Origin of the sequence: Glutamicibacter arilaitensis (assembly GCF_044793945.1) — a bacterium.
GTDB classification, from domain to species: Bacteria; Actinomycetota; Actinomycetes; order Actinomycetales; family Micrococcaceae; genus Glutamicibacter; species Glutamicibacter arilaitensis_B.
This window is the reverse complement of sequence record NZ_CP084994.1, coordinates 2,748,371-2,772,306: the sequence shown is the minus strand read 5'-3', so window position 1 is coordinate 2,772,306 and position 23,936 is coordinate 2,748,371. Positions and strand designations below refer to the sequence as shown.

At 59.7% G+C, this 23,936-nt stretch carries 21 protein-coding genes; 11 read left to right on the top strand and 10 right to left on the bottom strand.

What is annotated here, in order from left to right; translation table 11 throughout:
- The first annotated feature begins 161 nt into the window (after positions 1–161).
- The 4 genes from pdhA (at position 162) to LG294_RS13035 (ending at position 5,030) form a co-directional block, all read left to right on the top strand.
- Complete coding sequence (pdhA, locus tag LG294_RS13050) at positions 162–1,325, top strand: pyruvate dehydrogenase (acetyl-transferring) E1 component subunit alpha (protein ID WP_404286367.1); 1,164 nt, start codon at positions 162–164, stop codon at positions 1,323–1,325.
- 2 nt (positions 1,326–1,327) lie between these two features.
- Complete coding sequence (locus tag LG294_RS13045) at positions 1,328–2,410, top strand: alpha-ketoacid dehydrogenase subunit beta (RefSeq protein WP_404286365.1); 1,083 nt, start codon at positions 1,328–1,330, stop codon at positions 2,408–2,410.
- Positions 2,411–3,811 carry a dihydrolipoamide acetyltransferase family protein gene (locus LG294_RS13040; protein ID WP_404286363.1) on the top strand — a complete coding sequence of 467 codons (1,401 nt, stop codon included), beginning with the start codon at positions 2,411–2,413 and terminating at the stop codon, positions 3,809–3,811.
- 157 nt (positions 3,812–3,968) lie between these two features.
- Positions 3,969–5,030, top strand: coding sequence for a hypothetical protein (locus LG294_RS13035; RefSeq protein WP_404286361.1), 1,062 nt, complete (start codon positions 3,969–3,971; stop codon positions 5,028–5,030).
- 101 nt (positions 5,031–5,131) lie between these two features.
- On the opposite strand, the gene LG294_RS13030 is transcribed toward LG294_RS13035, so the two are convergent.
- Positions 5,132–5,998 (bottom strand): phosphatase PAP2 family protein, encoded by an 867-nt coding sequence (locus LG294_RS13030; protein WP_404286359.1) that lies wholly within the window; start codon positions 5,996–5,998, stop codon positions 5,132–5,134.
- A gap of 80 nt (positions 5,999–6,078) precedes the next feature.
- Here LG294_RS13030 and LG294_RS13025 point away from each other — a divergent pair, with 80 nt between their 5' ends.
- From LG294_RS13025 to menD, 3 genes are all read left to right on the top strand, one after another.
- Complete coding sequence (locus LG294_RS13025) at positions 6,079–7,086, top strand: o-succinylbenzoate synthase (RefSeq protein WP_404286357.1); 1,008 nt, start codon at positions 6,079–6,081, stop codon at positions 7,084–7,086.
- A 113-nt stretch (positions 7,087–7,199) separates the two neighbouring features.
- On the top strand, positions 7,200–9,320 hold the full coding sequence (locus LG294_RS13020) for a PhoX family protein (RefSeq protein WP_404286355.1): 2,121 nt from the start codon (positions 7,200–7,202) through the stop codon (positions 9,318–9,320).
- 137 nt (positions 9,321–9,457) lie between these two features.
- Positions 9,458–11,149, top strand: a complete 1,692-nt coding sequence (menD, locus tag LG294_RS13015; protein ID WP_404286353.1) for a 2-succinyl-5-enolpyruvyl-6-hydroxy-3-cyclohexene-1-carboxylic-acid synthase — start codon at positions 9,458–9,460, stop codon at positions 11,147–11,149.
- A gap of 74 nt (positions 11,150–11,223) precedes the next feature.
- Here the strand turns inward: menD and LG294_RS13010 are convergent, their stop codons facing one another.
- The 4 genes from LG294_RS13010 to LG294_RS12995 all read right to left on the bottom strand — a co-directional run bounded on the left by LG294_RS13010 (position 11,224) and on the right by LG294_RS12995 (position 15,195).
- Positions 11,224–12,006: an amino acid ABC transporter ATP-binding protein gene (locus LG294_RS13010; protein WP_404286351.1), complete on the bottom strand. Its 783-nt coding sequence runs from the start codon at positions 12,004–12,006 to the stop codon at positions 11,224–11,226.
- 13 nt (positions 12,007–12,019) lie between these two features.
- Positions 12,020–12,811: an amino acid ABC transporter permease gene (locus LG294_RS13005; RefSeq protein WP_404286349.1), complete on the bottom strand. Its 792-nt coding sequence runs from the start codon at positions 12,809–12,811 to the stop codon at positions 12,020–12,022.
- 97 nt (positions 12,812–12,908) lie between these two features.
- Positions 12,909–13,703: a transporter substrate-binding domain-containing protein gene (locus tag LG294_RS13000; protein WP_404286347.1), complete on the bottom strand. Its 795-nt coding sequence runs from the start codon at positions 13,701–13,703 to the stop codon at positions 12,909–12,911.
- A gap of 154 nt (positions 13,704–13,857) precedes the next feature.
- On the bottom strand, positions 13,858–15,195 hold the full coding sequence (locus LG294_RS12995) for an isochorismate synthase MenF (protein ID WP_404286345.1): 1,338 nt from the start codon (positions 15,193–15,195) through the stop codon (positions 13,858–13,860).
- A 286-nt stretch (positions 15,196–15,481) separates the two neighbouring features.
- On the opposite strand from LG294_RS12995, the gene LG294_RS12990 reads away from it, so the two are divergent.
- Positions 15,482–16,579, top strand: coding sequence for a polyprenyl synthetase family protein (locus tag LG294_RS12990; protein ID WP_404286343.1), 1,098 nt, complete (start codon positions 15,482–15,484; stop codon positions 16,577–16,579).
- Between the two features lie 60 nt (positions 16,580–16,639).
- Here the strand turns inward: LG294_RS12990 and LG294_RS12985 are convergent, their stop codons facing one another.
- From LG294_RS12985 to LG294_RS12970, 4 genes are all read right to left on the bottom strand, one after another.
- The gene (locus tag LG294_RS12985; RefSeq protein WP_404286341.1) at positions 16,640–16,987 is read right to left on the bottom strand and encodes a hypothetical protein; all 348 of its coding nucleotides are present in this window, start codon (positions 16,985–16,987) and stop codon (positions 16,640–16,642) included.
- An 87-nt stretch (positions 16,988–17,074) separates the two neighbouring features.
- Positions 17,075–17,587: an HIT family protein gene (locus tag LG294_RS12980; protein ID WP_404286339.1), complete on the bottom strand. Its 513-nt coding sequence runs from the start codon at positions 17,585–17,587 to the stop codon at positions 17,075–17,077.
- Positions 17,587–18,021 carry a hypothetical protein gene (locus LG294_RS12975; RefSeq protein ID WP_404286337.1) on the bottom strand — a complete coding sequence of 145 codons (435 nt, stop codon included), beginning with the start codon at positions 18,019–18,021 and terminating at the stop codon, positions 17,587–17,589. The genes LG294_RS12980 and LG294_RS12975 overlap by 1 nt, the downstream gene beginning before the upstream one ends.
- A 19-nt stretch (positions 18,022–18,040) precedes the next feature.
- Positions 18,041–19,444, bottom strand: a complete 1,404-nt coding sequence (locus tag LG294_RS12970) for a PucR family transcriptional regulator (protein WP_404286335.1) — start codon at positions 19,442–19,444, stop codon at positions 18,041–18,043.
- Between the two features lie 114 nt (positions 19,445–19,558).
- Between LG294_RS12970 and LG294_RS12965 the strand changes: the two genes are divergently transcribed.
- From LG294_RS12965 to gabT, 3 genes are all read left to right on the top strand, one after another.
- A complete protein-coding gene (locus LG294_RS12965; RefSeq protein ID WP_404286333.1) occupies positions 19,559–21,157 on the top strand; it encodes a sodium-dependent transporter in 1,599 nt (532 codons plus the stop codon).
- Positions 21,158–21,159: 2 nt separating this feature from the next.
- Positions 21,160–21,300, top strand: a complete 141-nt coding sequence (locus LG294_RS12960; protein WP_096283508.1) for a methionine/alanine import family NSS transporter small subunit — start codon at positions 21,160–21,162, stop codon at positions 21,298–21,300.
- Positions 21,301–21,507: 207 nt separating this feature from the next.
- Positions 21,508–22,848, top strand: a complete 1,341-nt coding sequence (gabT, locus tag LG294_RS12955; RefSeq protein ID WP_404286331.1) for a 4-aminobutyrate--2-oxoglutarate transaminase — start codon at positions 21,508–21,510, stop codon at positions 22,846–22,848.
- A 50-nt stretch (positions 22,849–22,898) separates the two neighbouring features.
- Here the strand turns inward: gabT and rarD are convergent, their stop codons facing one another.
- Positions 22,899–23,837, bottom strand: a complete 939-nt coding sequence (rarD, locus tag LG294_RS12950) for an EamA family transporter RarD (RefSeq protein ID WP_404286329.1) — start codon at positions 23,835–23,837, stop codon at positions 22,899–22,901.
- Positions 23,838–23,936 lie beyond the last annotated feature (99 nt).

The following is a 23,936-nucleotide window of genomic DNA, read 5'->3' as shown; positions in this document are numbered from 1 at the left end:
TACAAGTATACGGATCCTCAGCGCAACTTTCTACGATTCGAGTCCGGAGTGGATACAAAATGAACGTCCTGCGCATAATTGATTGCAAATGATGTTTGGGTGAGTTGAGTCACAAGGCGCTGTTTCTTGAGACCCAACCAGAGAACGAAAGGCGGGATGGCATGAGCACCGAAGCTCACGAAGATCGCATCTCCGAAGTCAGTAAAAAGTTCGGGATAACACCCGAAGATTACATGCTGCCAGCGCGGCACATGATCAATCTTTTGGATCCCGATGGAACGCTGCGCGAGCAGAGCGAACAGGGCACCGAGCCAGGGCACGAGTACCCGCTGCCAAGCCCCGCCGAGCTCATGGACGCATATTCTGCCCTTGCCGTCGGCCGCCGCGTCAACGACCAGAACTCGGCTCTCGTCCGCCAAGGACGCATGGCCGTGTACCCCTCGAGCCACGGACAGGAAGCCTGCCAAGTGGCTGCCTCCCTATGCCTGGAATCCGGAGACTGGCTGTTTCCGACCTACCGCGACACCGTCGCCGTGCTCACCAAGGGCGTAGCCCCGATGGAGGTCATGACCAGCTTCCGCGGTGAGTGGCACTGCGGCTACGATCCAAAGGCGTACAACTGCGCTCCGATGTCCACCCCGCTGACCACGCAGCTGCTGCACGCGGTTGGCGTGGCCCACGCGGCCAAGCTGCGCGGGGAGAACACCGTAGTGGTCGCCATGTGCGGGGACGGCGCCACCAGCGAGGGCGACTTCCACGAGGCGCTGAACTTCGCCGCGGTCTTCAAGCTTCCGGTGATCTTCTTTGTGCAGAACAACAAGTACGCCATCTCAGTGCCGCTCTCGCAGCAGTCTGCTGCGCCGTCTTTGGCCCACAAAGCCGTCGGCTATGGCATGGCGGGCGAGCGCGTAGACGGCAACGACCTGATGGCGCTCATGGCCGTCATGGGACGCGCGGTGCGGCTGGCGCGCGAAGGCAACGGTCCGTTGCTGATCGAGGCGCACACCTACCGCATGCAGGCCCACACCAATGCCGACGATGACAAGCGCTACCGCGAGGACGCTGAGGTCAAGGCCTGGATCGCGAAGGACCCGGTCACGCGCATGCAGGCCTACCTCGACGATGCCGGACTGCTCACCGAGGCGGCGCAGGCAAAGATCACCGAGCGCGCCGAGGCGGTAGCCACGAAACTGCGCGACGGCATGAACCAGGACGCCGACACCCCGCCGAGCGAACTGTTCGAACACGTATTTGCTTCCAAGACCACCCAGCTGGCCGAGCAGCAGGCGCTGCTGGCCGACGAACTAGCCCGCGAGGAGGCCTAGCCATGACCGCCACGACATCACGGGTGAACCCGAACGTCAGCGATGCAACCGCACGCGCAGCCGCCAAGGCAGCGAACGAAAACCAGCCGGTCACCTTCGGCAAGGCACTGAACACGGCACTGGCCGACGCGTTGGTAGCCAATGACTCGGTTGTCATCTTCGGCGAAGACGTGGGAACCCTGGGCGGGGTCTTCCGCATCACCGACGGGTTGACCGCACGCTTCGGCACCGACCGCTGCTTCGACACCCCGCTGGCCGAGTCTGGCATTGTGGGCATGGCCATCGGCATGGCCATCAATGAGATGCGCCCGGTGATCGAAATGCAGTTCGATGCCTTCGCCTACCCGGCCTTCGAGCAGATCGCCTCGCATGTGGCAAAGATGCACAACCGCACCCGCGGGAAGGTGGATCTGCCGATGGTTATCCGCATCCCTTACGCCGGAGGCGTGGGCGGCGTGGAGCACCACTGCGATTCCTCCGAGGCGTACTACGCACACACCCCAGGGCTCAAGGTCTTCACCCCGGCCACCGTCAAGGACGCTTACCTGATGCTGCGCGAGGCCATCGACTCGCCGGACCCGGTCGTCTTCTTCGAACCCAAGAAGCTCTACTGGTCCAAGGACCAGGTAGACCTCAAGGCCTTGGGAGCCGAGTACGAAGCCAAACGTGCGGCACGCACCGAAGGCACCGCGCGCATCGCTCGTGCCGGATCCGACGCCACGCTGATCACCTACGGACCGAGCGTGTCCACCGCCATGGAGGCGGCAAGGCTCGCCGCCGAGGAAGGTATCAGCCTCGAAGTCATCGACATCCGCACCATCGTGCCCTTCGACGATGAAACCGTCTGCGCCTCGGTACGCAAAACCGGGCGAGCGATTGTGGTGGCCGAAGCCCAGGGCTTCGTTTCCGTAGCCAGCGAAATCGTTGCCCGCGTCCAAGAACGCTGCTTCCACTCGTTGGCCGCGCCGGTATTGCGCGTGACCGGTTTCGATATTCCTTATCCGGCACCAACCTTGGAGAAATACAACCTGCCAAGCGCCGAACGCATCCTCGATGCGGTAGATCAACTTCAGTGGGAGGCATAAATGAGCGTCAAGACTTTTCTCCTGCCCGACTTGGGTGAGGGGCTAACCGAAGCGGAACTTGTTCGCTGGATGGTTGCCACCGGTGACTCGGTAGCCGTAGACCAGCCCATCGCAGAGGTGGAAACCGCCAAATCATTGGTGGAGATCCCTTCGCCTTTCGAGGGAGTAGTATCCACCCTGCATGGCGAGGCCGGCCAGATGATGCTGGTTGACGAACCATTCTTCTCGGTGACCACTGGGGAAGCGGAAGAAGCACCGGCAGAGGAAGCATCCTCTGGGGCGCAAACCTACCTCGAAGAGGAGCTTGCCGGAACGCAGGTGCCAGAGGAAGAAGACGAAGGCAGCGGCAACGTGCTGATCGGCTACGGAACCGGTGCCTCGAAGAGCAGCGCCAGCCGTCGCCGTCGCCCGCGCAATGGAATCACCACGGCAGCGGCTTCCAGTGAAACGACCTCGGTGGCAACCCGAGTTATCAATCCGCTGGTGCGCAAGCTCGCTCGCGAGAACTCCGTGGATATCACCCAGGTGCGGGGAACCGGAACCGACGGGCTGATTCTGCGCAGCGATGTGGAATCACTCATTGGCCAGGGGGCGCCGGCCTCCGATGCTCCGGTCCCGGCCAAGGCCGCACCAGTTGAGCCTGCTCAGGATTCCGCAGCGCAGCGCACGTCCTCGGACGCAGACTCGCGCACCGGCTTGCCGGTGGCCAGCTCGCAGTTACTTACTGGCGTGCGCCGGACCATCGCCAATGCGATGGCTACCTCGCGTCGGGAGATTCCTGAAGCCACCGTGTGGGTCGACGTGGACGTAACCAAGTTACTGAAGCTTCGCGGCAAGCTCAAGGAAGCGCAGGGCAGTGCGCCAAGCATGCTCGCGTTGATTTCACGCTTTGCTGTCGCCGGACTTGCTCGATTCCCGGCGATGAACAGCCGCATCGATACCGAAGCCGATGGTTCCCTGCGCCATACAGTATTCGACGGGGTAAACCTGGGATTCGCCGCGCAGACCGACCGCGGCTTGGTCGTGCCGAATGTGCGTGGTGCAGACAAGCTCAATGCCGTGGAACTCTCGGCAGAGTTTGCCCGCCTAGCTGCCTTGGCCCGTGAGGGCAAGGCTCAGGTCAGCGACCTGTCCGGCAGTACTTTCACGATTAATAACTATGGCGTCTTCAACGTTGATGGTTCGGCTGCAATCATCAATTACCCGGAAGCGGCAATTCTGGGCATTGGCAGAGTTGTCGAAAAGCCGTGGGTAGTCAACGGCAAGATCAAGGTCCGCTCGATCTGTGAGTTGACGTTGAGCTTCGACCACCGCGTGTGCGACGGCGGAACGGCCGCAGGCTTCTTGCGTTTTGTTGCAGATGCCATGACCGATCCGAAGGCAGCGCTGACAGCGCTGTAGCTAAGATCCCTAACAAGCTATCGCCCGGCCCTGTGCCGGGCGATAGCTATTTGCCGGCCAGTCGCCAAATCGAATGGCGAACGTATGAATTGTTTGCAAGTCATCAGTGGTTTACTAGAATGGTTTCAATGCTTCGGTGAGGTCCTCAGGGATTAATGTGCACCGGCTAAGTGCAAACCCCAGTGAAAAGGATGCGATCATTTCAACATCACGCTATGAGGTCAAGCGCCGCTCGTTGGTCACGCTCTTACTGATCCTTCCGATCCTTATTGTGCTTGGAACGCGGATGCTCTTGGGCGACAGCCTGCCTGCGATCACCGCTACCCACTGGTCAGGCAGCTCATACCCTGACGGTTTTACCGACACTCGCGTTTTTGTAGCTGCGTGCGCCAGTCTGGCCATCGGGGGAGGGCTGCTCGGTTTTCTTTCCTTAGCGTTGGCAAACAAGCCAGTGCTTCATCTTGCGCTGCTGTTCCTCGGACCCATGGCGGCTTGGACCGGCGCCGGATTATTCGTAACCTGCGCCGTGCCAACTGCAATAGCGGGGGATCCTACTCAGGCGGTAACCGGTTGGCTGACTTTTGTTGGTGTTCTCGCTTCGCTGGTTGGATTGCTGCCGGTCTGGATCGCAGGGGTGTACCAGCAATACGCGCGTGAACATCAAGAAAAGCGCCGTCGTCGCATAGCCCAAGCTCAGGGCCGTAAAGTGGATGAACCAGCGCAGGTAGTAGCCCAGAAGGCCGCCGAGGAATTTAATCAGAAAGCTAGCGCGCCGTGGTGGTTCTGGCTGCTGGGACTGTTCCCACTGGTTTTGGGCATCCTCATGCTAACGGTGATAAAAGGCGAGGACAGCTCCGAAACTCTCATTCTGCTGGTTACCGGACCGGTATTCATCTTGTTGCTGACCCCATTGGTTCTTGGACTGTGCTTGGTGCGCGTGCGAATCCACGGCGATAAAATTCGCGTCTCCTCCGCTATTTTCGGATTCCCGCTAAGAAACCTCACCGTGGGCCAAATCAAGGAAGTGCAAAGCGAAGAAATCTCTCCGATGCTGTGGGGCGGTTGGGGTTGGCGCTTCTTCCCAGGAGGATCTGCGGTCGTGCTGCGCAAGAGTGAAGGACTGGCATTCGATCTGCATAACGGCAAACGCTTCGCGGTCACCGTCCCAGAGTCGCAACGCGCGGCCGCGATCTTGCAGGCAAAGATGCAGCACGCCTAACCTCAAATTTTCAGTTCGCCTGCTGCAGTTCGCTGAATCCTGAGCATCCGCAGGCTTCGCGTGCGCGCGCCAGAAACGATGGGTAGACCGTGCGTCGGCGCCTAGTCCTGTAGCTGCTTGCGCGTTGGACCCAAAATTACCGAGCGCAGGCACAGGCTGGCAATGAGCGAAACTGCGGTCACGTGGACCAGACCGATGATTGCGTAAGCAATCAGCAGTGCGTCGGGGATGCGCTGGATATGCGGGTGCGGCAACCACGCCGAGGCAGCTAAAACCAGCAACCAGATCAGTAGACAGCTAACGCCGGTTTTACGGGACCACGCCGATTCTGAAACGACCGGGGCCAGTGGTTGGATGCGCTGCAAGATGGCACTTGCCAGCACCAGCCAGAACGCCACGATGAGGAATCCGCCGGCGATGTCGCTGGGCCGGTGCCATCCGCAAATCAGCGTAGCGAGCCCCGTGGCGGTAGTGAAAATCCAGGCGATAGGCTGCACCACCGGACGAAGTTTTGGCGGCGAAATGAGATACATCAGACCCATGGCCGCCGCGGCGGCCGTGGTATGTCCGGAAGGGAATGAGTTTCCGGCCGTGCCGAAGTTGAAATCAGGCCGATCCAACAGCAGATGTTTTAGCGCCTGGGTGCTCAGCAACGCTGCGGCCACCGCAGAAACGGCAAGCGCGGCCCGGAGGAAACTGCGATCCCGAATCACCCGATAGAGTAAAAAAACCCCTGAAATTCCGGCGCAGATCCACGGCAGGAGATCCAAGAATTGGCGCAACGGATCTATTATTTCAGTGCGTGGCCACCACTGGGTCCACCCCACGAAAGCTGCCTGATCCGCCCATTGCCCGACGCGCAGCCGAACGAAAAACAAATATTCGACGGCAAGGAGTCCCGCAAGCAACAGCAAAGCCCACCACCAGCGAAGGTAGTGAGGGCTACTGAAAAATGGCCGCGGACTCATGATTCAAGAATCTCACATTTTGGGTGCCCAGCCCTATCGCCGATGCCTGTAAGCCTAGACACTATCGATAGTCTAGGATTATGAATTTTGCCTTGCCTCCGGTGGAAGACTTGATTGCCAATGCGCACGTGGTGCGTTTACCTATGCGGGTGAAATTCCGCGGGGTAATCGAACGTGAAGCCCTGCTGATTCAGGGGCCAGCCGGCTGGGGAGAATTCTCCGCCTTCCTTGAATACGGTCCGCAAGAGGCCTCGCGCTGGCTGGCCGCGGCCATTGAATCGGCTTATCAGCCCTATCCACCGGCCCTGCGGTCCAGCATTCCGGTGAATGCGACGCTCCCGGCGGTAGCCGCAAATCAAGTGAGCCGCGTCCTTGCAAATTACGATGCGCCGCACACCATCAAGATTAAAGTCGCCGAGCAGGGCCAAAGCCTGCAAGATGACATTGCCCGGGTCGCGAAGACTCGACAGCTTTTCCCAGAGGCCGCCTTGCGTGTTGATGCGAATACCGGCTGGGGGATCGAGGAAGCCGTCACTGCGCTACTCGCACTTGCGGACTACGACCTGCAGTACGCCGAGCAACCAGTTCCCGGAATCGTGGGGCTGGCCCAGGTCCGCGAACGGCTGCGCGCCCGCGGGGTCAACCTGAAAATCGCCGCCGATGAAGCCGTGCGCAAACATACCGATCCCCTCGAAGTCGCCCGGCTCGGTGCAGCGGACCTGATGGTCATCAAGGCCCAACCTCTGGGAGGCATCAACGCGGTACTGGAAATCGCCGCCAAATCAGGGCTGGACGTAGTGGTCTCCAGCGCCTTGGATACCTCCGTGGGACTGGGACAGGCCGCTGCCCTCGCTGCCGCTTTGCCAGAGCTTCCCTACGCCTGCGGACTGTCAACCGGGTCGCTATTCACCGAAGACGTGAGCTCGAACCCGTTGTTGGCCACCGCCGGTCAGCTTCCGGTACGGCGAATAGCACCGGAACCAGAGAAACTGCACAAGCTGCGGGTCAGCGCGGAACGCAGAACCTGGTGGGAACAGCGCGTCCGAGACTGCTACGCACAGCTGGTGCAATCAGCACTTTTGCCCTGACAGGTGTTTACGCGCAGTTAATCTGGTCGTCGGCAACAGCTCACTTCGCGATGAAAAGCTCAACTAGTTCGTTCCCCTGAACTTGAGCCAAAGAATGAGGAAGTGCCGTAGTTATGAATCCCATCCGAACCCTGTTGCCGATGCTGGGCCACACCCGTGGCGGACGATCCGCAGCGACCTGCCACTTCAAATGTGGTGACGCCTGCGTTAAGCCAGAGTGCAACACCTCGGGTAATAGCTACTTCAAAGACATCGCCGACCAGGCGCTCTCCCGGCGCAACGTGCTCGGTTTAGGCGCTGTCGGCGCTTCGGCACTGGTTATCGGCCCACAGCTGCTGGGTGCCCCGGGCGCCGTGGCAGCACCACTGGTGGAAACCGGCAACGGCAAAGGCGGCCACCTTAAATTCGAAGCTATCGACCCGGTTTCGCGTTCCGTGGACGATATGAGCGTGCCCGAAGGATATGACTGGCACGCGATCATCCGTTGGGGTGACCCGCTGTTCAAGTCGAGCCCGGAATTTGATGCTGCGAAGCAGTCCGCGAAGTCTCAGGATCTGCAGTTCGGTTACAACTGCGATTACCTGGACATCATTGCCGATAAGTACTCCGGACGCACCGGCGTGCTGGTGGCTAACCACGAGTACTCCAATGAAGACATGATGTTCGATGCCCAGTGGTTTGCCGAGAACACCGACGAAGCGCGCCGCATCGCGATGAGCTCCCACGGGATGAGCGTCGTAGAGATCAAGCGCAAGAAGAATGACAAGCGTTGGACCTACGTTGTCGGTGGCGAGCGCAACCGCCGTATCACCGCAAGCACCCCATTCGCCGTTACTGGCCCTGCCGCCGGCAGCGATCTGCTGAAGACCGTCGCGGATCCAACCGGCAAGCTTGTGCTCGGTACCTTGAACAACTGCGCCGGCGGAACCACCCCATGGGGCACCGTGCTCTCCGGCGAAGAGAATTTCGACCAGTACTTCCAGGGCCGCGGAACCGCCGAGGAAACCCGTTACGGACTCGGCACCGGTGCTACCGACCGAGGCTGGGAACTGACCGATCCACGCTTTGGCCTGAACAATGCGGGCTACGAAAACGAAGCGAACCGTTTCGGCTGGATCGTTGAGATCGATCCGCAGAATCCAACCTCCACGCCCGTCAAGCACACCAGCCTAGGACGCTTCAAGCACGAGGGCGCTACGGTACGCATTGCGAAGAACGGCAAGGCAGTTGCCTACTCGGGGGATGACTCGCGTTTCGAATACATCTACAAGTTCGTCTCGAAGAACACCTACCGCAAGAACGATCGCCAGCACAATATGTCCCTGCTCAACGAGGGCGACCTGTACGTGGCCAAGTTCGCCGGGAACTCCCCGGTTTCCGAATTTGACGGAAGCGGCCAGGTTCCAACGGACGGCGCATTCGACGGCACCGGCCAGTGGATTCCACTGGTGCGAAACGGTGAATCGATGGTCGAAGGCATGAGCGTTGACGAGGTCTTGGTATACACCCGCTTGGCCGCCGACAAGGCCGGCGCCACCAAGATGGACCGTCCAGAGGACGTGGAGCCGAGCCCAGTATCGGGCAAGGTATATGTCGCGCTGACCAATAACACCGACCGAGGCAAGGCAGGCAAGGAAGGCGCCACCGAGCAGAACCCTCGCATCGCCAACCGCGACGGCCACGTACTGGAAATGACCGAGGCCGGGAACGATGCAACCAGCATTCGTTTCACTTGGAACATTTTGCTGGTTGCAGGAGACCCCCGGGTCAACTCCTCGACCTACTTCTCCGGGTACCCGACCGATAAGGTCTCCCCGATCTCCTGCCCGGATAACCTGGCCTTCGACTCAGCCGGTAACCTGTGGATCTCCACCGACGGCGCACCAGGAGTCATCGGACTGTCCGACGCATTGCACAAGGTCAGCCTGCACGGCAAGGATCGTGGACGGGTCGAGCAGTTCCTGGCCGTGCCAACCGGAGCAGAGACTTGCGGCCCGGTAGTGCACGACAAAGACAATTCGGTCTTTGTTTCGGTCCAGCACCCGGGTGAAGGCGGCAGCTTTGCGCAGCCGACCTCGCTTTTCCCGGACTTCATCAACTCGGCTGATTCAGTTGGCAAGGGCCAGTTCTACGGCCCACGTCCATCTGTTGTCCAGGTTTTCAAGCAGGGCAACGGCAACGGAAACAACGGCAACAACGGAAACGGTAATGGAAACGGCAAAAACAAAGACTGATCTTCGGTCTTAGCCGACCATAGACCCCGGTACAGGCGACTCAGTGCATCACTGAGCGTCTGCACCGGGGTCTTGCCATGTCTGGGCATAGACTTGAACCGATGCTTTCAGGCGAGACTTCAGGGGTGGAACACGGCGTGAGCGCGCGGCAAGATGAAGGTCAACCAGCAATTGGCACAGCCCGTCAGGTATTGGCCGGACTCATTCGGGCCGGCCTGCGCGACCTGGTGCTTTCGCCAGGCTCACGCAGCGCGCCCCTGGCCTACGCCGCGGCCGAGGCGGAAGCCGCAGGACACCTGCGGATACACGTACGCATCGACGAGCGTTCTGCAGGCTTCCTGGCACTGGGACTGAGCCAAGGATCAAAGACTCCAGTGGCGCTCGCCGCCACCTCCGGAACCGCGATCGGGCAGCTCCTGCCAGCCGTTATGGAAGCCAACCACACGGCAACGCCGCTGCTGGTGCTCGCCGCGGACCGTCCCGATGAATTACTGGGCACCGGCGCAAGCCAAAGCACCGACCAGAAGACCCTATTCGGCTCCCACGTGCGAGCGGCGCTGAACGTCGCCGCCGGTGTCGACCCGGCACCGGCGTTAGCCCAAGCGCTCGCGGCCTTGGCGGGATCAGACCAGCGTCCCGGTGGCCCGGTACAGCTGAACCTGCAGTTCCGTGACCCGCTCACCCCCGGGGAAGCCGACCATGTCGCGCAGCAAGCCTGGACCGAGCTTACGCCGGACCGCTGGCGCACGGCCACAGACTCCGTTCGCTGGCCGAAAGCCGAAGGTCTGGAGATCCGCCGTACAGTGGTGGTCGCAGGCCATGGTGCGGGCGCCCAGGCGCAAGCTTTTGCCCTGTCGCTAGGCCTGCCGCTCTTCGCCGAACCTTCCTCCAATGCGCGCTTCTCAACCCAAGCCATCGGGCATTATCGACCGTTGCTTTCCGTGGGGGAGGCACAGATTGAGCGCGTGGTGCTCTTTGGGCGTCCCACGCTTAGCCGTCCGGTGGGCAAATTATTGGCGAACCCAGCGGTGTCCACTGCGATCTGGGAACCGGATCCGGTGGCCTGGTATGAACCCGGACGCCGCCGCGAGCTGGTGATCAGCGAACCACAGATGCTGGTCGAGTTCGCAGGGACTGCGCCGCAAGGGTGGACTTCGACCTGGCAAGAGCTAGATGCCCAAGCGCTCGCCGTGCGGCAGGATCTGCAACGCGAAGCGCTGCTCACCGGCCCGATGGTGGCCGAGGAGATTTGGCGCTCGCACTGCGGCCCGCTGCTTTTGGGATCCTCGAATATCGTTCGTGACTTCGATCTAGCGGCAATTCCCGCCGCGTCGGCCAGCGCCACGGTGTTCGCCAACCGTGGGCTTGCCGGGATCGACGGAACGATCTCCACCGCGCTGGGCCTTGCGGTGGCTACCGGTGAACCGACGTTGAGCATCATGGGAGATATCACCTTCCTGCACGATGCAAGCTCCCTGGCATGGACCCCGGGCGAGATGGAACCGGACCTTGACGTAGTGGTCTACAACGACGGGGGAGGAGCCATCTTCACCACGCTGGAACACGGCCTGGTAGACGAATCAGGCCGCTATGAGCAGGCGGTGGAGCGGCTCTTCGCCACACCGCAGAACGCCCGGCTCAAGGAGCTGGCGGCGGCTTATGGCTGGGAATATCAACTGGTGGCAACGCCGGCCGAGTTGCGTGCCACGCTGCGCGGCCACAAAGTTCGCAAACTGCGGCTGATCGAAATCAGTGCGAGCCGAGCGGGGCTGCGGGCCGAGAACCTAGAGCTGTCCTCGCGCATAGCCAGGCTTCGCTGGCCCGCGTAATCCCAAAAAAGCAGGGCGTGGAATCAGTGTTAGCTGATTCCACGCCCTGCAAAATGACTAGCTGGACATAGCGCTTAGAGGTCTACGTGAGTCGGGTCCAAAACGCGACGCAGGAAGTCCTGCGTACGCGGCTGCTGCGGATTGCCGATCACATCCACGGCCTTGCCTTCTTCGACCACCACGCCACCGTCCATGAACACCACCCGGTCCGCGACTTCCTTCGCGAAGCTCATCTCGTGGGTGACTACCAACATCGTCATGCCGGACTTGGCGAGTTTTTTCATAATCGAAAGAACTTCACCCACAGTCTCCGGGTCAAGCGCGCTGGTTGGCTCATCGAAGAGCATCAGTGAAGGGTCCATCGAAAGCGCTCGGGCGATAGCCACCCGCTGCTGCTGTCCGCCGGAGAGCTCATCAGGGTAGCGTTCGCCGAAGTCGCCTAGGCCCACTCGCTCCAGATTTCCCTGGGCGACCTTGTTGGCATCCTTCTTATTGCGCTTGAGCACCTTGAGCTGGGCCACCGTGCAATTTTCCAGGACCGTCAGATGCGGGAAGAGGTTGAACTGCTGGAAGACCATGCCCACATTCTGGCGCATCTTATCCAGGTTCACCTCCGGATCGGTGGTCTCGTAACCTGCCACGTGGATGGTTCCGCCGTTTGGCTGTTCGAGCAGGTTCACGCAGCGCAGCAAGGTGGACTTACCGGAGCCCGAAGGACCGATGAGACACACCACTTCGCCCGGTTTGACCTCGAGGTCTATTCCCTTGAGCACTTCATTTGAGCCATAGGCCTTGCGCAGGCCGACGATGTCCACGCCCGAAGCTTTGACCGATAGCTCGTTGTTTGGAGTTGTCATTCTCTAGTCCTAACTATCGCTTGGTCCGCGCCGAGCGGGATTCGAACTTACGAGCAACCAAGCTCAATGGAATGGTGATGACTAGGTAAAGCAGACCAGCGACTACCAGCGGGGTGATGCCCGCGTCCAGCGATGAGATGCCGTCTCGACCGAACTTGGTCATCTCGTACTGGGCGAAGGCGGCACCGAGGATGAAGGCCAAGGAGGTGTCCTTGGTCAGCAAGATGATTTCGTTGGTCATCGGTGGAAGCACGATCTTGAACGCCTGCGGGATCACGATGGTGACCATCGCGCGCCATGCCGGCATGCCCAAGGACCGCGCGGCCTCGGTCTGCCCTTTAGGCACTGCCTGCAGACCCGCACGCAAGGTTTCTGCGATGTAGGCTGCGGAGACCAGACCCAGGGCGAACATCACGTTCACCGGTTGCGGCCAGTTGGTTCCGAAGGCCTGAGGCAATCCGAAGCCGAAGGCCAGCAGTACCAAGATTGCCGGGATACCGCGGAAGAATTCGATGAATGCCGTGGCAAACCAACGATACGGGGCGAATGAGGCCATCTTCATAAGCGCCAGGATGAGGCCCAGGGTCAGGCCAAATGCGAAGGAAATAACCGTGTAGAACAGGGTGTTCTTCAGGCCGATGAGGATCATGTCCGGGAACATCGGTCCCAATTTTTCGAAGGAGAAGAACGCGTAGCGGGTCTTCTCCCAATCCACGGCAAACAGTATCGCGATGATCGCGATAACAAAGATCGCGATCTGGATGGTCTTGCTCATGCGGGCACGCTGACTTGTGGTCATTGCCATGCTTGAAAACCTCTCGTAAAGGTGAGGGAGTCGAGACGAGGGCTCGTTGAGTCCCGTCTCGACTCCGCTCGGTGATAATGCGTTCAGCGGTGCAGAATTACTTTTCGCCGAACCACTTCACGGTCAGTTCTTCCATGGTTCCTGCATCGGTCAGGCGCTTCAGGGTGCCATTGACCAGCTCGAGGGTCTCGGCTTGTTCCTTTGGCACTGCGATGCCTAGCTGTTCACCGGTCTTGAAGTCAGCAACGACCTTGAAGCCTGGCTTGTCCTTGATGGTGTAGCCGAGTACCGACTGGTTGCCCAGCAGCGCATCGACCTGGCCCGCAAGAAGTGCCTGGGTCTGCAGGCCTGCATCTTCGTAACCGATGGTGTCATTCAGGCCCTGCTCCTTGGCGTACTTCTCGCCGGTGGTCGCCTGCTGCACACCGACCTTCTTGTCCTTTGCGGACTCCAAATCGGTAATTCCTGAACCTTCGGCCGCGATCAGCACTAGATCGTCGTCCATGTAGGGAGTGGAGAAGTCCATCTTTGCTGCGCGGGCTTCGGTGATGGAGACCGAGGAGATCGCAATATCGCATTGAACGTTGAAGAGGCCCGACTCGATCGAGTCGAAGCTGGCATCGATGACATTCAGTTCGAGTTCTGCATCTTTGGCGATTTCGGCAGCGATGTCCATGTCGAAGCCGACGTTCTTTCCGTCCTTGACGAATTCGAAAGGCTCGTAGGGGATATCTGAACAGATGGTTAGCTTGCCGGCGTTGACCGGGAATCCACTGCCTTCGGACTCGGTGGAGGTCCCCGAACCGCCATCTGAGCCGCAGGCGGTGAAGGCCAGGAGGGCCACCGAGGAAACGGCGAGAGTTGATACGAAGCGCTTCTTAAGAGGACGCATAGGATCAGAACCTACTTTCGGTAATGCGAGTGGATCATTGCGTAGAAACAATCATAACCACGGACACGCGAGACCGAGATTTCCATCACACATGAGACGCAAAGCCTAAGTGTTACTTATGCTGAGATATGCCTTGGCGAGGCCCGCTGAAATTCTATTCTGCTCGCAGCGCTTGGCGCATCGGACGCATTTTGGCCCACGACTCGGCCAACTCCGCTTCGGGTTCGGAACCGGGCACAATGCCGCAACCAGCGTAGAGCCGCATGAGATTCTCGGCTTCGAGCATGCCGCCACGAAGGGCGATACCGAATTCGCCGTCTCCGCGGCTATCCACCCAACCCACCGGCCCGGCATAGGGGCCGCGGTCCATGCCTTCCAACTCGCGCAGCATGACTCCGGCTGGCTTCGTCGGAGTGCCGCACACCGCGGCGGTCGGGTGGAAGATCTCGGCGACAGCCAGTGCCGATGGGACCTGGCCATCGGCGTCGGCGCGCAATTCCGCACGCACGTCGCTTGCCAGATGCCAGACGTTGGGCAGCTGCAAGATAAACGGTTGATCGGGCGAGAGCATGCCATGGGATATCGGGTTCAAGGATTCGGTCAGCGAGTCGATGGCCAACTGGTGTTCGTGGCGTTGCTTAGGGTCCTCGAAAAGCTTTTCCTGCGCATATCCGGACGCGTCAGCGCCTTCGGTGGCCCGATCCAGCGTGCCAGCCAGCACCCGAGCCTCGGCCAGCCCGTTGGTGACGCGAACCAGCATCTCCGGAGTCGCCCCGACCAATCCATCAACCGCATAGGTCCAGCAATTTTCATATTGCTCGGTCAATGTGCGCAGCACGGAGGCTAGATCAATGGGCTTGGTGCTGCGGGCCAGGATGTCGCGTGCCAGCACCAGCTTGGAGATGCCGCGCGCTTCGAACTGGCCCAATGCCGCCGTCACCGCTTCCAGATAGGATCCAGCGGTGAGCTGGCCGGTGGTGAGTTCGATTTCCCCTGGTTCTTGGGCGGGAATGCCCGAACTTGCGAGCTTGGCTTCGGCCATGCGCAGCGCGTCGGCAAATTGCAGTCCGGCAAGCTTCGCCGCCGGACCTGTGATGGTGATCCACGCCTGATCTCCATCCTTGCCCAGCACGACCTCCGGGATGATCAGCCGTGAGGCGAAAGTGCTGGTGAAGGAGAAAGCGAAGGACCCGAAGGCGACCAGGCCGCTGCCGGGACGAGCAATTGGGTCGGTGATCTGCGCCAGCTCGATGATTTGCGCGAACCACTGGCGGGCCTGCGCGAAGCGCTCTTCGCCCTGAGTGTGGATCTGGGCGGCGACGCCGAACCCGACGAGGCCATTTCCGTTGCGTGTCCACACCATGGCGTGGTGGCGCAGGGAGTCGGAAATTAGTGACTGCGCGGCATCTTTGAAATCGAAGGTGACACTGGTCAGAGCCGGTGTCGTGGATTGATGCGCGCTGGCGGTGAGAGCGGTCGAATCGGCAGACATGATAAGCCTAAGCCTACCGCGCAACGCGGTCGACGGTCTTGTCCAAGTGCTGCTGCTCACCCATGTGAGATGCAGCGGGTCTGTTCCACCGAGCCCGCAGCAACCGGTAAACTCGGGGGCGAATACAGTTCAGGTGCTCCGACTGTCACTGACGGTGGTTGCGGAGCGCCCGAAGACGTTGAGTGGTAAGCATCGGCTAGAGTGAAGTTTGCGTGCATTTGGCATGCATGGAGTCTTCGCACCCTGCGATGACCAACCCGATGAAAGATAAGTAAGCCGTAAAACAGTGACTGATTCCAAGAGCAACTGGACCGCAGCCGGACACGACGTGTCCGACTCGATTGAGCTGAATCCTGAAACCGCGGTACTCGCTGCGGCCATCAATCTTCCCTCGGGCTTCGCGCTGATCGCCGAGGACCCGGAGTTTGGTCCCGCCATCTCCATGGGCATGGCCAAGGTTGAGAAGCTGCTGCGCGACGCGATCGCCAACTCCGACCCGCTAATAGATGCCACCAGCCGGCACCTCGTGGAGGCCGGCGGAAAGCGCGTGCGCCCACTGCTGGTGCTGCTCACGGCGCTGCTCGGAGAGGGCATCAACGACGAGGTCATCAAGGCCGCCGCCATCGTTGAGCTAACCCACCTGGCTACGCTGTACCACGATGACGTGATGGACTCAGCTCCCATGCGTCGCGGTGCACCGACCGCCCATGAGGTCTGGGGCAACTCGGTGGCCATCCTGGCAGGCGACCTGATCTTCGCCCGCGCCTCGGTGTTTGGCGCCGAGCTTGGGACCGAGGCGGTGAAATGGCAGGCTCGGACCTTCGAACGTTTGTGCCTGGGCCAGCTGCACGAGTCGATTGGGCCGCACGAAAACGAAGACGCGATCGCCCACCACATCCAGGTGATCAGCGACAAAACCGCTTCCCTGCTGGCAACCTCTGGGGCCTACGGCGCCAACTTCGGCGGCTGCCCGCAATTCATCGACGTATTGCGCGAGTACGGTGAAAAGGTCGGTGTCGCCTTCCAAGTCGCCGATGACGTGATTGACATTGCATCCAAGGAAGCCGAATCGGGCAAGACTCCGGGCACCGACTTACGCGAAGGGGTGCCAACCCTGCCAATCTTGCTGCTGCGCCAAGCAGCCCGGGACGGCGACGAAGCGGCGCAGGCGGCCGTAGCACTGGTCGAGGCAGACTTGAGCACCGATGAGGCACTGGCGGTCGCCGTCGCGGCGGTCGCCGCGCACCCGGCCACCGCCGAGGCTTGGAACGTTGCCCGCCGGTGGGCAGATGACGCCATTGCCGTACTTGCGCCATTGCCTGAAGGAACTATCAAGCAAGCGCTGATTTCCTTCGCCGATGCGGTAGTGACCCGCGAAGCCTAGTTCTACGCACTAAAGCGCTGCTTGCGATCTCGATCGCAAGCAGCGCTTTGTTTTAATCTGCTAGGGCGTTGCCGGTTTTTTCGCGGCGAGTAATTGCAGGAAGAAGCAAAATGCGAGACCGAAGAACGGGGTGAGCAGCAGCGGTTCGCTAATCCCCGAGAGCTTGGCGGACAGCGCCACAGCCAACGACCCAAGAGTGATCACCAAGCACGCAAGCCGAGAAACCTTCGGGGTATTGAGCATGCCTGCGGTCGCCGCGGAAGCCAGAATAATCCACGCTATGATTAGCCAGTTCTGTGCCGCGCTGGGTGTCGCTTGAGTCATGCTCCAGAGCACGGCGCAGGAAATGAAGACCGCGAGAACGGCCAGGATCGTGGGTTTATGCGTGTCTTTACTGCGTTGCACCATCACCATCACCAAAGAGCGTAGCCGGTTTATTCCCATAACCGTAGCCGGTGCAGGGCGCATGGTGAAGGGGACAAACGCAATCCGCGCTCAGCGAATGATTTCCGCCTGCTGAAGTCGGTTTGGGTGGCTGGCGGAGAGTACCGCCGTGCGCAGCTCCGCGGCCTTCTGCGCACGTTCTTCGACGCCGACGCGGTGGCGCAACTGGCGGTACAACTCGTCATCGGCGTACCGCGGGAACACATGCTGGTGATAGTGCCACACGTGCTGATTGCCCGCAGGCTCGTTGTGCTGACGGGTGCTGGTGCCTTCCGGATTCCACGCCAATTTCATCGCCAACGCGACGCGCTTGGTCTCCCACATGATGGCAGACCCGGTTTGCTCATCAAGATCGTAGAGCGATTCCAAATGCGCCGTGGGAATGATCATCACGTGCCCACCGTAGTTCCCGAAACCATCGCAGGCCATGATCGCTGCGACCAATTTGGTCTGATAGATCAGATCGCTCGGCGCGCAGAGGTTGCCTTCGCTAAATGGTTGCTCATTGACAAGCTCACAAAAAGGGCAACGATAGCCCGCTGGTTCGTGGGAACTATGCAGCACTAGTCGTCCAGTTCGGCAGCTAGTTCTTCAAAGACCCAGCTGAACAGGTCCAAAGTGAATTCGCTGAAGGTTCCTTCTTCGCTGGCCCAGGTTCCCTTGGCATTGTTACGGCGGTAAACGATCGGATCCGGGACGTCGAGCTGGGAGGCTTTGAAGCCCCACACGTATTTCTCTTCTTCGTCTTCGAGGAACAACAAGTAGTCCCCGTCGATTTCCAGCTCTTCGGGGTCGAAGAAGAAGTGGTAAGCCTCGGTGAAGTCTTCATTATTACCCACCGCGAGGTAGAACTCTTCGAGCACAAAAGGAATGGAAACCCCGGACTGAGCCAGCCCCTCAGCCAATTCTTCGGCGGTCAATCCATCAGCTTCATTCCACTGGTCCTCAAGGTATTTGGGGACCAGGGAACGGAACTTCTCAAGAAACATGTCAGCCATGTCTTTATCCTATCGAGAATTAGCCAAGTTCAAGTGCGCTCAACGCGATCCACAGCTGCACTCGATCGCTAGTGACGTTCGGGTCGTACCCGGTGAGCTCCGATATCTGCTGCATTCGATAGCGCACGGTATTGCGGTGCAAGCCCAGTGATTCCGCAACGGCACCGACCGAGCCGTCACGATTAAGGTACTCACGCAGCGTCTGCTCCAGATCCGCATCGTGAGTTGCATCAAATTTGCGAATTGGCCCCAAGGCTTCCTCGGCTAGGTCCTGTAAGGGCACATCGCGGGCTGCAAGCAGCAGCGAGGTAAGGGACAACTTATTGGGCACGTTGACGCGATCGCCATGGCGTAGGGCTTCGAGTGCCTCAAAATAGCTCCACCGGATGCCCGAGGTATTCGGGTAGCGCCCGCCATATCCCACCCGTGCGGTGATACCCGCTTCATACAGATAGCTATCAAGCCGTCGAACCGAGAGTTGCAGCTGGTTATGCGCCACGATGATCGCCAGACGATCCTCGATGATGACGGAAACCTGTGAACTCAGTTCTGCAGGCAGCGGCAAAGCCGATAAGCGTTCGGGGTGCTCGGCCGCCTGAATCAAGATCACCGCATGCTCGCGCTTCGGGTTGAGGCCAAGCGCGCCGATTCTGACCGCAGCATCGGCTCCGGCCAGCGTGCCGGTGGCCAGATCCGCCAACACTTGCCCGTTGGATTGACGCTCTGAAGCGAGCAGTCGAGCATTGTTGGCTACCTCAAGTCCGATCAGCGACTGCGCGTATTCGATCAACGGATCCGGTGCATACGGCTGCGCTAGGTGCAAAATGCATTTGTCGCGGACGCCGGTGGCCACCGGCAAGCTATTCCAATCGCGCTGCTCGTCATAGCTGCCACTGATGCATTCGCCATAAAGCGTCAAAGCGACATCGGTCTTGAGAATCCGAGCCAGTTCGCCGAGCATGGTGTCCAGATCGGAGGATAGCAGTGCGCGGGTCAGCCGCTGGTGCGAGCGCAGCAGTCGTTCGAGCCGCTGCAGGTGGTCGGCATTCAGCGCCTCGGCGATGACTCGTGTAATTGCGGCAAAGGGAATCTGATAGGGAACTTCGAAGACCGGTAGTCCAACCTCATTTGCTGTCTGTAAGATTGAGGCCGGGACGTTTTTATGGCCCAAACCTGTGCCGAATCCCAAAGCCACGACATCGTTCTGCGCGAGGGTCTTGACGAATTCTCGTTGGCTGGCAGTGGTTTTCTGCCGAACGCCTGTCGTGAGCACGATTTCTCGGCCGGTGAGGAAGTCTGCCGGGTTGAGAAGTTCGGTGACCGCGCCCCAGGTGATTGCGGTGTTATTGGCTGCCGAATGATCGTTGAGCGGACGAAGATCCAGCTCGTCAAGGGCCAATAGGGCGCGTAATGTGATTGCCATACTGCAATTCTAGGTTGCCGCGCAAAAGTTCCCGAAAAATCAGATTGTTCAGATTATGGACATTTTTCTTGGAGAATTGCCCATAATGTGAACCACTTGCGCTAGTTTAGTGCCATGAGCACTCCATCTTTGAAAAAGGGCGCTCCACTCGCTGAAGGCAAGCGCGAGACGTTCTCGTCGCGCAAGCTTTTTATTCTCTCGGCGATTGGTTCAGCCGTTGGTCTGGGAAACATCTGGCGTTTCCCCTATGTCGCCTACGAGAACGGCGGCGGCGCATTCCTCATTCCCTACCTCGTCGCAATTCTCTGCGCAGGTATTCCACTGCTATTCCTGGACTACTCGATCGGCCACCGCTACCGGGGCTCGGCCCCGCTGGCATACCGCCGCGCGAGCCGCAAGGCCGAGGTGCTTGGCTGGTGGCAGGTACTGATCTGCTTCATTATCGCCATCTACTACGCGGCCATCATCGCGTGGGCAGCCATGTACTGCTGGTTCTCCATCACGAAGGCTTGGGGCGATGACGCAGCGACCTTCTTCACGGAGGGCTTCCTCCAGGTCGCGCCGGAAGCCGGTGTCTCGATGGATATTGTGGGCGGGGTCTTCGGGCCAATGCTCGGCGTCTGGCTGGTAGCCATCATCATCATGGTCGCTGGCGTCAACAAGGGCATTTCACGTGCCAACGGCATCTTTATGCCGCTGCTAATCGTGATGTTCTTGATCCTTGTCGTCCAGTCGGTCTTCCTGCCCGGAGCAGTCGATGGCCTGAACGCCTTCTTCACCCCGAACTTCGAAGCGCTGTCGAACCCAGGCGTGTGGGCTGCGGCCTTCGGCCACATCTTCTTCTCCCTGTCTATCGCCTTCGGCATCATGGTCACCTACTCCTCGTACATGAGGCGCAAGAGTGACCTGACCGGTTCGGGCTACGTGGTGGCCTTCGCCAACTCCAGCTTCGAACTGCTTGCCGGCATTGGCGTTTTCGCGGCGCTGGGCTTCATGGCCTACAACGCGAACTCCGCGGTTGCAGATGTAGCCACCAGCGGTATTGGATTGGCCTTCATCGCCTTCCCAACCATCGTTTCTGCCGCGCCATTCGGCTCGGTCATCGGCGTGCTGTTCTTCGGTTCGCTGGTCTTTGCGGGGATTACTTCGTTGATCTCGATTCTCGAAGTTATCGTGGCGGCTTTCCAGGACAAGCTGGGCTGGAACCGCAAGGCCGCCACCTTGGTGGTGACCATTCCGGTTGCGCTGATCTCGATGGTTCTGTTCCCAACCACGACCGGGCTGTACCTGCTGGATACGATGGACGCGTTCGTGAACCAGTTCGGCATTCTCGCCTGTGCCTTGGTGCTGATCATTGTCTTCGGCGCTGGCCTAGGCATGCTGCCGCGGCTGGCCAAGCACCTGAACCGCCACAGCTCCATCAAGCTGGGTACCGGGTGGATGGTTCTTGTTGGTGGCATCGGTCCGGCTGCGCTCGGCTACATGCTGATCAACGAGATCCAGACCAAGATTTCCGAGCCGTATTCCGGCTACCCGGTCTGGTTCAACGGTGTCTTCGGCTGGGGCATGGCAGGCGCCCTGATCGTCGGTGCCGTGCTGCTCTCGCTCGTTCCATGGAGCAAGAAATCGAAGCTGAATGATCCCGAATTTGCGGAACATCAGAAAAAAGTTGAGGCAGAAGAACTGCCTGATCCAGTTGGAAAGGAGTTCTAGCCATGAGCGGAATTGCAATTACCTTCATGATCATCGCCATGCTGACCATTTGGGGCGGTCTGGCGATCAGCCTAGTGAATCTCTCGCGCAATCCGGAAAAGCACGATGACGATGTCGAGCCGGCCACCACAGGCAACGAATAAACACTAGGCCACTGCCTAAACAGCTAAGCCTCTTCCTCTCCGGATAACTATCCGGAGAGGAAGAGGCTTTTTCTCTGTGCAAGTGCACTATGAATATGGTTCATTATTGTGCTGGTACGGGTAGAGCTATAAGCCGCACAGCCATATTGTTCTAGATAGAGTCATTCCGGCAACAAGGGCCGGCAAGAATTTTCGAAAGGAAACACGGTGGACGTAACTTACCGCATTGAGCAGAAACGCCAGATTACTGGTGCCTTCCCAGGACCCAAGTCCCAGGCACTGAGCGCCCGCCGGGCCAAGGCAGTCGCAGCCGGAGTGGCATCAAGCCTGCCGGTCTACGCAGCCGATGTAGATGGCGGAATTATCGTCGATGTTGACGGCAATCAGCTCATTGATCTCGGTTCTGGCATCGCGGTAACCTCCGTGGGAGCTTCCAACCCCGCGGTGGCCAAAGCAGTTGCCGAACAAGCGGCGCGCTTCACCCACACCTGCTTCATGGTGGCCCCATACGAGAACTACATCGAGCTAGCTGAGAAGCTTGCAGCGATCACTCCGGGCCACTTCGAAAAGCGTGCGGTATTCTTCAACTCCGGGGCCGAAGCGGTAGAAAACGCGATCAAGGTTGCTCGTGTTGCTACCGGCCGTCAGGCAGTTGTCGCTTTCGATCACGCCTACCATGGGCGTACCAACCTCACCATGGGACTGACCGCCAAGGCAGCTCCATATAAGCGCGGCTTTGGTCCGCTGGCTCCGGAGATCTACCGGATGCCAATGAGCTACCCCTACCGCGAAGAGAACCCGAACATCTCCGGCAAGGAAGCAGCCGAGCGCGCGATCCTGGCTATGGAGAAGCAGATTGGCGGCGACCAGATCGCCGCGATCATCATCGAGCCAATTCAGGGCGAGGGCGGCTTCATTGTCCCGGCCACCGGCTTCCTGCCGCGTCTGGTCGAGTGGGCCAAGGAAAACGGCATCGTCTTCGTTGCCGATGAAGTCCAGGCCGGCTTCGCTCGCGCTGGCGCGTGGTTTGCTTCGGAAATCGAAGGAATCGAACCCGATCTGGTGACCGTAGCCAAGGGGATCGCTGGCGGCATGCCGTTGTCGGGCCTCATCGGACGCGCAGAATTGCTCGATTCGGTTCATGGCGGCGGACTTGGCGGCACCTACGGTGGTAACCCTGTCGCGGTGGCCGCAGCTCTGGAAAGCATCAAGTTCATGGAAGAGCAAGATCTGGCCGGGCGCGCGCGCGAGATCGAAGAGCAGTTCTTCAACCGCTTCGGTGCCCTGCAGAAGGAAATTTCCGCACTGGGCGACGTCCGAGGCCGCGGCGCGATGGTCGCCCTCGAATTCGTCAAGGCCGGGGGCAAGGAGCCAGATGCGGATCTGACTAAGAAGATCGCTGCGGAATGCCTAGCGCAGGGCGTGCTGATTCTCACCTGCGGCACCTACGGCAACGTGGTGCGCCTGCTGCCTCCGCTAGTCATCGGTGACGCTCTGCTGAGCGAAGCATTTGATGTCCTAGAGGCAGCGATTCGCAAGCACGTGTAACTCGTTTAAACGCTAGGGGCCTGGTTCAGCTGAACCAGGCCCCTAGTGGGTTAACTAACTTGTTTTGGTTCCGGGTCGTGGCCGGCCCGGGAAGTTCGAACCATGTCGAGAATGATCAGTGCAACCGCTGCCCAGACCAAGCCGAAACCGACCCAACGCTCCACCGGCATGGCCTCGCCGAAAACCAGCAGGCCGAGGATGAACTGCATAATCGGAGCCAAGAACTGCAACGAGCCCAGGGTGCTCAGCGGCAGACGACGTGCCGCCCCGCCAAAGAGCAGCAACGGCACGGCGGTGATAATGCCGCTGGTGGCCAACAGCACCAGCATCGGCAAGGCAACCCCGGTAAATACCGATGTGTCTTGGCTCGACGTCCAGATCAGGAAGCCGCCAGCTAGCGGCGCCAGAATGAGCGTTTCCATAGTCAGTGCGCCAAGGGCAGTGCCGCTTTTCCCCACCTGGCTCTTGACCAGTCCGTAGAAGCCAAAGGAAAACGCCAAGCCCAGGGAAATCCACGGGACTCGGCCTAGACCAAAGGTCAAAACCAGCACCGCAATGGTCGCAACAGCCAAGGCGGACCATTGCAACCGGCTCAGCCGTTCCTTCAGGACGATCACGCCGAGGACAATAGCGACGATGGGATTGATGAAGTAGCCCAGAGACGCTTCAAGGACATGGCCGGTGAGCACCGCTGCGGCGTAGAGCGTCCAGTTCACCGCGATCAGCACGCTGGCCAGGGCCAGCCGGCCCATCGTCCGGCGATCCTTGAACATGTTGAGGAACAAGCGAATCTGCTTGGTTGCGAAGAGCAACAGGGCACAGAAAATCAGCGAGAAGACGATCCGCACGGCGACGAATTCGAAGGCTGAGATTTCAGGCAGCAAGAGGAAATACAGGGGGAGTAGACCCCAGACCAAATATGCGGTCGTGCCTTGGATCAGTCCAAGGGAATGTTCGGAGCGAACTGGTTTAGTGCTGCCTGAACTCATTAGTTAATCGTTTCCACTTCCACCGAGTCACCACGGGCCACGAGGTGCGCCATGGATCAGAGCATTATGAGTCGATGCTATGCCCAACGGCTAAGCGCA

What these genes read in the sequence shown, in the direction of transcription:
- pdhA (WP_404286367.1), top strand. Translation starts at nt 162, where the DNA reads ATGAGCACCGAAGCTCACGAAGATCGCATCTCCGAAGTCAGTAAAAAG.
- LG294_RS13045 (WP_404286365.1), top strand. Translation starts at nt 1,328, where the DNA reads ATGACCGCCACGACATCACGGGTGAACCCGAACGTCAGCGATGCAACC.
- LG294_RS13040 (WP_404286363.1), top strand. Translation starts at nt 2,411, where the DNA reads ATGAGCGTCAAGACTTTTCTCCTGCCCGACTTGGGTGAGGGGCTAACC.
- LG294_RS13030 (WP_404286359.1), bottom strand. Translation starts at nt 5,998, where the DNA reads ATGAGTCCGCGGCCATTTTTCAGTAGCCCTCACTACCTTCGCTGGTGG.
- LG294_RS13025 (WP_404286357.1), top strand. Translation starts at nt 6,079, where the DNA reads ATGAATTTTGCCTTGCCTCCGGTGGAAGACTTGATTGCCAATGCGCAC.
- LG294_RS13020 (WP_404286355.1), top strand. Translation starts at nt 7,200, where the DNA reads ATGAATCCCATCCGAACCCTGTTGCCGATGCTGGGCCACACCCGTGGC.
- LG294_RS13010 (WP_404286351.1), bottom strand. Translation starts at nt 12,006, where the DNA reads ATGACAACTCCAAACAACGAGCTATCGGTCAAAGCTTCGGGCGTGGAC.
- LG294_RS13005 (WP_404286349.1), bottom strand. Translation starts at nt 12,811, where the DNA reads ATGGCAATGACCACAAGTCAGCGTGCCCGCATGAGCAAGACCATCCAG.
- LG294_RS13000 (WP_404286347.1), bottom strand. Translation starts at nt 13,703, where the DNA reads ATGCGTCCTCTTAAGAAGCGCTTCGTATCAACTCTCGCCGTTTCCTCG.
- LG294_RS12995 (WP_404286345.1), bottom strand. Translation starts at nt 15,195, where the DNA reads ATGTCTGCCGATTCGACCGCTCTCACCGCCAGCGCGCATCAATCCACG.
- LG294_RS12985 (WP_404286341.1), bottom strand. Translation starts at nt 16,987, where the DNA reads ATGGTGCAACGCAGTAAAGACACGCATAAACCCACGATCCTGGCCGTT.
- LG294_RS12975 (WP_404286337.1), bottom strand. Translation starts at nt 18,021, where the DNA reads ATGGCTGACATGTTTCTTGAGAAGTTCCGTTCCCTGGTCCCCAAATAC.
- LG294_RS12970 (WP_404286335.1), bottom strand. Translation starts at nt 19,444, where the DNA reads ATGGCAATCACATTACGCGCCCTATTGGCCCTTGACGAGCTGGATCTT.
- LG294_RS12965 (WP_404286333.1), top strand. Translation starts at nt 19,559, where the DNA reads ATGAGCACTCCATCTTTGAAAAAGGGCGCTCCACTCGCTGAAGGCAAG.
- LG294_RS12960 (WP_096283508.1), top strand. Translation starts at nt 21,160, where the DNA reads ATGAGCGGAATTGCAATTACCTTCATGATCATCGCCATGCTGACCATT.
- rarD (WP_404286329.1), bottom strand. Translation starts at nt 23,837, where the DNA reads ATGAGTTCAGGCAGCACTAAACCAGTTCGCTCCGAACATTCCCTTGGA.